This is a genomic window from Streptomyces sp. NPDC059524, from assembly GCF_042749255.1.
In the GTDB taxonomy this organism is placed as follows: Bacteria; Actinomycetota; Actinomycetes; order Streptomycetales; family Streptomycetaceae; genus Streptomyces; species Streptomyces xanthii.
Genome location: NZ_JBHYTK010000249.1, coordinates 1 through 2639, shown reverse-complemented (window position 1 = coordinate 2639; position 2639 = coordinate 1). Strand labels below are relative to the sequence as shown.

At 71.4% G+C, this 2639-nt stretch carries 4 protein-coding genes; 3 read left to right on the top strand and 1 reads right to left on the bottom strand.

Annotated features, from left to right (window positions below; genetic code table 11):
- Positions 1 to 95: 95 nt before the first annotated feature.
- The gene (locus tag ACFW9D_RS37060; RefSeq protein WP_188341944.1) at positions 96 to 278 is read right to left on the bottom strand and encodes a DUF5302 domain-containing protein; all 183 of its coding nucleotides are present in this window, start codon (positions 276 to 278) and stop codon (positions 96 to 98) included.
- A gap of 197 nt (positions 279 to 475) precedes the next feature.
- Between ACFW9D_RS37060 and ACFW9D_RS37055 the strand changes: the two genes are divergently transcribed.
- The 3 genes from ACFW9D_RS37055 to ACFW9D_RS37045 all read left to right on the top strand — a co-directional run bounded on the left by ACFW9D_RS37055 (position 476) and on the right by ACFW9D_RS37045 (position 2527).
- Entirely contained in the window at positions 476 to 1675 is a 1200-nt protein-coding gene (locus ACFW9D_RS37055) for a cytochrome P450 (protein ID WP_384629766.1), read from the top strand.
- 11 nt (positions 1676 to 1686) lie between these two features.
- Complete coding sequence (locus ACFW9D_RS37050; protein ID WP_384629763.1) at positions 1687 to 1926, top strand: ferredoxin; 240 nt, start codon at positions 1687 to 1689, stop codon at positions 1924 to 1926.
- 253 nt (positions 1927 to 2179) lie between these two features.
- Complete coding sequence (locus ACFW9D_RS37045) at positions 2180 to 2527, top strand: YciI family protein (protein ID WP_188341941.1); 348 nt, start codon at positions 2180 to 2182, stop codon at positions 2525 to 2527.
- Positions 2528 to 2639: the final 112 nt, after the last annotated feature.

The following is a 2639-nucleotide window of genomic DNA, read 5'->3' as shown; positions in this document are numbered from 1 at the left end:
GGCCCCCACCCCCGGCGGGGCGCCCCGCACCCACCCCGGGGTCCCGGGGCGCCCCGGCTGGGTCCGGCTCGGGGCGCCGCGGGTCCGGTTTCCGGTCAGCCGGTCTTGCGGCGGAACTGGCGCTTGCGGTTGCCGGAGCCGCTCATGGTCTTGACCTTGAGCCGGCCCTCCTCGTGCGCCTGCCGCGCCTGCGAGGCCTGCGCCTTGCGGTTCAGCGCCGCGCGGAACTTCTCGCGCGCGGCCTGCTCGTCGACGTCGCCCTGGGGGTTCTGTGTCATACGGACCTTCTTCGTCTCCGGAAAGCAGTGGTCGTGCGCCATCGTCGCGAGCGGTCCTGGACCCGCGCTCGAGTCCTCCTGAAGCGCGCCTCGGCGGCGCGTGTTCAAGAGTGAGCGGCGGCCCGCGGGGACCGGGGTCACGCTCCCAGGGCGAGGAGGCCCGCGCGGGGCCCGTGCTGCGGCGAGGAGTGGGACAGATGTCGGCTACGAGGCGGGTGCACACCTATCCCTTCGAGGGCGAGGTGCACGGGCTCGAACTCCACCCGAAGTTCGAGGAGTTGCGGGAGAGCGATCCGCTGGCGCGGGTGCGTCCGCCGTACGGCGGCGAGGGGTGGCTGGTCACCCGGTACGACGACGTGCGCACCGCGAACTCCGATCCCCGCTTCAGCCGCAACCAGATCGGCGAGGACACGCCGCGCACGACGCCGCTGGCCCGGCGCGGCGACACGATCCTGAGCATGGACCCGCCGGAGCACACGCGGCTGCGCAAGCTGGTGTCGAAGGCGTTCACGGCGCGCCGGATGGGCGCGATGCAGGGCTGGCTGGAGGAGCTGTTCGCGGGGCTCCTGGACACGGCGGAGCACAAGGGCGCTCCCACCGATGTCGTGCGGGACCTGGCCGAACCGTTCACCATCGCGGTGATCTGCCGGCTGCTCGGTGTGCCGTACGAGGACCGGGAGAAGTTCCAGCACTGGTCCGAGGTCATCATGTCGACCACGGCCTACACCAAGGAGGAGGCCGTCGCGGCGGACGCGTCGATCCGCGCGTACCTGGCCGACCTGGTGGCGGCGCGGCGCGGCGGGGAGTACGACGATCTGCTCCAGGTGCTGGTCTCCGCGCGGGACGAGGGCGACCGGCTCTCGGAGGACGAGCTGATCACCTTCGGGGTGACGCTTCTGGTGGCCGGGCACGAGACGTCCGCGCACCAACTCGCCAACATGATCTACGTGTTGCTGACCCACGAGGACCAGCTGGCGCTGCTGCGCGAGCGGCCGGAGCTGCTGCAGCGGGCGGTGGAGGAGCTGCTGCGCTTCGTGCCGCTGGGCAACGGTGTCGGCAACGCGCGGACCGCGCTCGAGGACGTGGAGCTGAGCGGCGGCACGGTGCGGGCCGGTGAGGGCGTGATGGCCGCGGCGGTGAACGCGAACCGTGATCCGCGGATGTTCGAGGATCCGGACCGGCTGGACATCACCCGGGAGAAGAACCCGCATCTGGCGTTCGGTCACGGGGCGCACTACTGCCTGGGCGCGCAGCTGGCGCGTATGGAACTGCGGGTGGCGATCGGCGGCATGCTGGAGCGTTTTCCGGAACTGCGGCTCGCGGTGCCGGCGGACGAGGTCGAGTGGAAGTCCGGCGGACTGTTCCGGGGGCCGCGGCGGCTTCCGGTCGCGTGGTGAGGGAGAACGTCATGAGTGGTCAGGAGAAGCAGGCCCGCTGGCGGATCGAGGCCGATGCGCAGGCGTGCATGGGGACGGGCATCTGCGCGGGGGTGGCTCCGCACCGTTTCCAGGTGGTGGACGGGCGTTCGACGCCCTCCACGGAGGAGTTCCCTCCGGACGACGCGGTGTGGGACGCGGTGGAGTCGTGTCCGATGGAGGCGCTGCGGGTGCGGGACACGGTGAGCGGCGAGGTGCTCGACCTCTCGTGACACGGCCCGGAACGGCTCTCGAGCCGTTCTCGAGCGGAATTCGAGGGGCGTGCTCTTTCATGGCGTTACCGTCGGAAGTGGTGTGCCCGCGGCTGGATTCAGCAGGAATGCGGGCGCCAATTCACCTTTACCACAACCCAGTTGTCCGAGCTGTGTCGACTTGACATGAATCAAAGGGGCATATGAGGATCCCCTCGGATTCTGGAATTCATAATTCCGGTCACGTTTTCGCACCGTGCGACAGGAGAACCGAATGAAGTTCGCGATCGTCATCATCGAGAACGCCGAGTCCCGGCGGCAGATCCAGGAAGACCGCTCCACGTACCGCAAGAAGATCGAGGGCTGGATGGGCCAGCAGGGCCAGGCCGGTGTCCTCGTCGGCGGCGAGGCGTTCGAGACCGAGGCCGTCGCCCCGGTGACGGTCCGCCGCGACGCCGACGGCGCCCCCCAGGTGATCGAGGGCCCGTTCGCCGGTGACGCCGAGACGCTGGGCGGCTACATCATCGTCGAGGCGGCCGACCGCGACGCCGCCGTCGAGATCGCCAAGACGTGGCCGAACCCCGAGACCCTCGAGGTCCGGCCGCTGTGGACCGCCGCGTAGCCCTCACCGGCGACCGGTCCCGACCCGGGGGGGGGGGCGGGGGGCGCCCCCCCCCCCCCCCCGGGGGGCGGGGCCCCCGCGGGGGGGGCGCGCGCGGGGGGGGGGCGCGGGG